4 protein-coding genes and 1 pseudogene are annotated in these 5,117 nt (G+C 72.1%); 3 read left to right on the forward strand and 2 right to left on the reverse strand.

The genetic code is table 11. The features are described 5' to 3' along the window. Nucleotides 1–355 (forward strand): annotated as a pseudogene (locus tag PROKR_RS07805) (MFS transporter); the annotation flags it as partial. Between the two features lie 17 nt (nt 356–372). Here PROKR_RS07805 and PROKR_RS07810 read toward each other — a convergent pair. Further along, the gene (locus PROKR_RS07810) at nt 373–1,104 is read right to left on the reverse strand and encodes a copper resistance CopC family protein (protein ID WP_051432773.1); all 732 of its coding nucleotides are present in this window, start codon (nt 1,102–1,104) and stop codon (nt 373–375) included. A gap of 67 nt (nt 1,105–1,171) precedes the next feature. Further along, nucleotides 1,172–3,226, reverse strand: a complete 2,055-nt coding sequence (locus PROKR_RS07815) for an NAD(+) synthase (RefSeq protein ID WP_036961612.1) — start codon at nt 3,224–3,226, stop codon at nt 1,172–1,174. A 118-nt stretch (nt 3,227–3,344) separates the two neighbouring features. On the opposite strand from PROKR_RS07815, the gene PROKR_RS07820 reads away from it, so the two are divergent. Next, the gene (locus tag PROKR_RS07820) at nt 3,345–3,641 is read left to right on the forward strand and encodes a DUF4287 domain-containing protein (RefSeq protein WP_036961614.1); all 297 of its coding nucleotides are present in this window, start codon (nt 3,345–3,347) and stop codon (nt 3,639–3,641) included. 36 nt (nt 3,642–3,677) lie between these two features. Beyond that, entirely contained in the window at nt 3,678–4,913 is a 1,236-nt protein-coding gene (locus PROKR_RS07825) for an amidohydrolase (protein ID WP_036961616.1), read from the forward strand. The last annotated feature ends 204 nt before the right edge of the window (nt 4,914–5,117 follow it).

Raw genomic sequence — 5,117 nt, forward strand, 5'->3', positions numbered from 1 at the left:
CGGGCACGGCGGCGCCGCCGGCCCGGCCCTCGACGCGGAGGTGCTCACGGCCGTCGCGCTCGTGCTGCTCGGCCTCGGCTGGTCGGCGTGCGTGATCGCGTCGTCGGCGGTGCTGGCGTCCGTGGCGGAGCCGCAGGTGAAGCTGCCGCTGCAGGGCGCCACGGACGCGCTGATGAACTACTTCGGCGCCGCGTCGGCCGCACTGGCGGGCCCGCTGCTCGCGTGGGGCGGGTTCGAGGCGGTCAACACGGCGGGCGCCGTCCTGCTGGCGCCCGCCGTGGTGACGGTGATCCTCGCGGTGCGGGCGGCCCGCCCCGGCCCCGTGTCAGACGTACAGGTCACCCGGGTGACCTGAGGGCCCGACAGGTTGGCTCAGCCCTTGGTGTCGGGGTTCTCGTTGGGCCGCTCACCGGCGTCCGGGTCCTCGGAGCCGCGCTCGTTCGCCTGGCGCAGCCGGTCGTTCTCGAGGATCTTGCGCCGCATCATGACCACCACGCCGAGGACGACCAGCACGGCCGCGACGATCCCGCCGGCCACCGCGAGCCCGCTGGGGCTCGAGCCGTCCCCGGCGCCCGCGAGCTCGGTGGGCGTGCTCGCCTCGTCCGCCGGCTCCTCGACGGGCGCGGCCTCCTGCGTGGACGTCTCCGGCTCGTCGCTCGCCCCCGTGGTGGGCTCCTCGGTCGGCTCCAGCTCGCCCTCGACGACGTAGGTGAACTCGCCGTCGATCGGGTGACCGTCGGACGAGACCACGTGCCAGGCGACGTCGTACTTGCCCGCGGGGAGGTCCTCGGGGAGCTGGGCGGTCACGACCTTGTCGTCGACCTGGATGTCGTAGCCCTTGGCGGTGGTGCCGTCGGGACCGACGAGCGCCACCTCGATGCCGGTGTCGAGCGGTGCGGCGCTGAACGTGAGCCCGATGCTGGTGGGCTGCTCGTCGAGCGTCGCGCCGTCCTTCGGGTCCGACGACAGGAGCTGGTCGTGGGCACTCGCCGGGCCGGCCACCAGCAGCAGCGCGGCAAAGGTCAGGACCGCCGCGAACGCGGTGATCAGGCGGACGAGGCGGCGGCTACCGGGCCGGGCCAGGGCAACGGGGACAGCAGGCATGTCGGAACCCTACTCCTCGTAGAACTCGCGGAACGGGGCTCGTGACCGGCCTCACCAGGGACGTCGGTCACGCCTCCGGGACGTTCTTCCCCAGCTCCGCGAGCCACGCCGCCGCCGACGCGTCCGAGGGCATGCGCCAGTCGCCGCGCGGCGACATGGTGCCGCCGGGCGAGACCTTCGGGCCGTTGGGCAGCGCGGACCGCTTGAACTGCGAGGCGAAGAACCGGCGCACGAACACCTCGAGCCAGCGCCGCACGGTCGCCAGGTCGTACGCGGTGCGCCGCTGGTCGGGGAACCCGGGCGGCCAGTCGCCGGCGTCCGCCTCGTGCCACGCGTGCCAGGCCAGGAACGCGATCTTGGACGGGCGGTAGCCGCGCCGGAGCACGTGGAACAGCGTGAAGTCCTGCAGGGCGTACGGACCCACCATCGCCTCGGTGGACTGCGGGGTCTCGCCCTCCTCCGTGGGGATCAGCTCAGGCGTGATCTCCTGGTCGAGGATCTCCGAGAGGACCGTGTTGACGGGGCTGCCGGCGTCCGCCGAGAACTGCCCGCTGTCGATGGTCCACCGGATCAGGTGCTGGATCAGCGTCTTGGGCACGCCCGCGTTCACCCCGTAGTGCGACATCTGGTCGCCCACGCCGTAGGTGCACCAGCCGAGCGCCAGCTCGGAGAGGTCGCCCGTGCCGAGCACGATGCCGCCGCGGTGGTTCGCGAGCCGGAACAGGTAGTCGTAGCGCAGACCGGCCTGCACGTTCTCGAAGGTGACGTCGTACTGCTTGGCGCCCTCGGCGTACGGGTGGTCCAGGTCGCGCAGCATCTGCTCCGCGGCGGGCCGGATGTCGATCTCCTGGAACGTCACGCCCAGGGCCTCGGAGAGCCGGATCGCACGGTCCTTGGTCTCGGACGTCGTCGCGAAGCCCGGCATGGTGAACGCGTGGACGTCGGTACGGGGGCGGCCCAGCCGGTCCATCGCCTTGGCCGCGACGATCAGCGCGTGCGTCGAGTCCAGGCCGCCGCTGACGCCGATCACGACCTTGGGCTGCCCGATCGCGCGCAGGCGCTGCTCCAGGCCGGTGACCTGGATGTTGTAGGCCTCGTAGCAGTCCAGCGCGAGACGCTCGGCGTCGTCCGGCACGAAGGGGAAGCGGTCCACCTTGCGGCGCAGGCCGAGGTCGCCCTGCGGCGGGTGCACGCTGAAGGTGACCTCGCGGAACTCGTCGCGCGGCTCCAGCCCCAGCCCGCGTCGGTTGTCGTCGAACGTGCCCTGGCGCAGGCGCTCCTGCCGCAGGCGGTCCAGGTCGACGTCGACCACGGTGGCGCGCGGGCCGTCCGGGAACCGCTCGGTCTCGCCGAGCAGGTCGCCCGCCTCGTAGACCATGGTCTGGCCGTCCCAGGACAGGTCGGTGCTGGACTCGCCCTGCCCCGCCGCCGTGTAGACGTAGGCGGCGTTGCAGCGGTAGCTCGCGCTGCGCACGATCAGGCGGCGGTCCTCGGCGCGGGCCACGGTGATCGGGCTCGCGGACAGGTTGAGCAGCACGTTCGCGCCCGCGAGCGCCGCCAGCGCGCTCGGCGGCACCGGCACCCACATGTCCTCGCAGACCTCGACGTGGACGGCGAGCCCCGGCACGTCGTCGGCCCGGAAGATGAGGTCGGCGCCGAGCGGGACCTCCTCGCCGAGCAGGGTCAGGTGACCGCGGTGCTCGTCGCCGGGGGCGAACTGCCGCTTCTCGTAGAACTCGCGGTAGTTCGGCAGGTAGGACTTGGGCGCGACGCCGAGGATCCGCCCGCGGTGCACGACGACAGCGGTGTTCAGCAGGCGGCTGCCGACCAGCAGCGGCGCCCCGACCACGAGCACCGTCATGAGCTCGACGCTGGCCTCCTTGATGGCGGCGAGGGCGTCGAGGACGCCTTCCAGGAGGGTGTCCTGCATGAGCAGGTCGTCGATCGCGTAGCCGCTCAGGCACAGCTCGGGGAACACGGCGACGGCCACGCCGTCGTCGTGGAGCTGCCGCGCCTGGTCGAGCACGACGGCGGCGTTGGCCGCGGGGTCGGCGACGGCGACGGGGATGGTGCAGGCGGCGACCCGGGCGAACCCGTGGGCGTACGCGTTGTAGAAGTCCACGACGTCGAGTCTATGGATGCACGCGCGGCGGGGACCGATGAGTCCTGCCGGGTGGCGCCGTCAGTCCTGCTGGAACGAGGCACCGAACGGGTGCCGCCACAGGTGAGAGGGATGATCCATGTCATTTCAGGCCTACCTCGATGCCGTCGAGGACAAGACCGGGCACACCCCGCGCGAGCTGATCGCGCTGGCGCAGGAGCACGGGTTCGACGCGTCCACCAAGGCCGGCCCGATCCTGGAGTGGCTCAAGGAGGACTACGGCCTGGGCCGGGGCCACGGGATGGCGATGGTCCACGTGATCACCAAGGGTCCGCAGATCAGCGCGAAGCATGTGGGCACCTCGGGCACGCACGCGGACGCGTCGGACACACTGTGGCTAGACGGAAGGGCGACCAACCCGGCGACGTCGGGCTGACTCCGCGCTCTCGTTACCTTGGGTAATGATGTACCCATGACAACGCGCTCCAGCATCGCCATCACCAACGCCTACGTGGTCCCCGTGGCCGCCGAGCCCGTCGAGAACGGCACGGTCCTGATCGAGGACGGCGTCATCACCGCCGTCGGCCAGGACGTCGCCGTGCCCGAGGGCATCCCGACGATCGACGCGCAGGGCAAGTGGCTCCTGCCCGGCTTCGTCGAGGCACACGGCCACATCGGCATCCACGAGGAGGGCGAGGGCTGGGCCGGCAACGACACCAACGAGATGACGGACCCGAACGGGTCGGCGCTGCGGGCGATCGACGCGGTCCAGATCGACGAGGAGGGCTTCCGGGACGCTCTCGCCGGCGGCGTGACGACGGCGGTCATCAAGCCGGGCTCGGGCAACCCCATCGGCGGCCAGACCGTCGCGATCAAGACCTGGGGCGGCCGCACGATCGACGAGCAGGTCATCAGCGACTCCGTGTCGGTCAAGAGTGCCCTCGGCGAGAACCCGAAGCGCGTGTACGGGGACAAGAAGCAGCTCCCGTCGACCCGCCTGGGTGTCGCGAACGTGATCCGCAAGGCCTTCGTCGACGCCCAGAACTACGCCGCGAAGCGGGACGCCGCCGCGCAGGAGGGCAAGCCGTTCGAGCGGGACCTCGGCAAGGAGACCCTGGCCCGCGTGCTGGCCGGCGAGCTCGCGTGGGACCAGCACACGCACCGCGCCGACGACATCGCCACGGCGATCCGCCTGTCGGAGGAGTTCGGCTACCGGCTCGTCATCAACCACGGCACCGAGGGCCACCTGATCGCCGACGTCCTCGCCGAGAAGGACATCCCCGTCATCTACGGCCCGATGTTCGTCTCGCGGTCCAAGGTCGAGGTGCGGCAGCGCGCGAACCGCAACATCGCCGCGATGGCGGCGGCGGGCGTGCGGGTCGCGATCACGACCGACCACCCCGTCATCCCGATCAACTTCCTGGTGCACCAGGCGTCGTTCGCAGCGCGCGACGGCCTGCCCCGCGAGACGGCGCTGGCCGCCATCACCGCCAACCCGGCGTCGTTCCTCGGGCTGGGCGAGCGCGTGGGCGCGATCGCCGAGGGGCTCGACGGCGACGTCGTGCTCTGGTCCGGCGACCCGTTCGACACCGACCAGCGCGCCGAGCGCGTCTTCATCACGGGCACCGAGGTCTACGCCTGGGACCCGGCCGCCGACGCCGGCCGCGGCGCCGGCCGGGTGACGGAGCGCACCGCCCGCTTCGCCTGACGGCCTGGGGCTGAGGCTGGGGCTGGGGGAGGCCGATCAGGGTGGTCGGCAGGATGTCAGGTGGTCGGCAGCTCGGAATGCCGACCACCTGACATCCTGCCGACTGCCCGACGTTCTGCCGACCACGTGCCCGCCGCCAGCGCCCCGGTACCGCAGGACGACACGCACCGGCACCAGGGTGCGACGCGACCGGCCCCCTCCGGC

Source organism: Promicromonospora kroppenstedtii DSM 19349 (assembly GCF_000515355.1).
Lineage (GTDB): Bacteria > Actinomycetota > Actinomycetes > Actinomycetales > Cellulomonadaceae > Promicromonospora > Promicromonospora kroppenstedtii.